1 protein-coding gene is annotated in these 228 nt (G+C 46.9%); it reads left to right on the top strand.

The features are described 5' to 3' along the window. Window positions 1-228, top strand: a 228-nt coding sequence (locus tag F0U44_RS24160) for a ubiquitin-like protein (protein WP_223163818.1), incomplete at both ends; no start/stop codon positions are given.

The raw sequence follows: 228 nt of genomic DNA, 5'->3' as shown, positions 1-228 counted from the left end.
TGCTGGCAAGCAGCTGGAAGACGGACGCACCTTGTCAGACTACAACATTCAAAAAGAATCCACACTCCATCTTGTACTGCGTCTTCGTGGAGGCATGCAGATCTTCGTGAAAACTCTGACCGGAAAGACCATCACTTTGGAAGTAGAAGCTTCGGACACAATTGAGAATGTGAAGGCGAAGATCCAAGACAAAGAAGGAATTCCTCCTGATCAACAGCGTCTCATCTT

The sequence above is a fragment of the Nocardioides humilatus genome (assembly GCF_008373755.1).
Classification (GTDB): Bacteria; Actinomycetota; Actinomycetes; order Propionibacteriales; family Nocardioidaceae; genus Nocardioides; species Nocardioides humilatus.
This window is presented reverse-complemented; position numbering and strand designations above follow the sequence as displayed.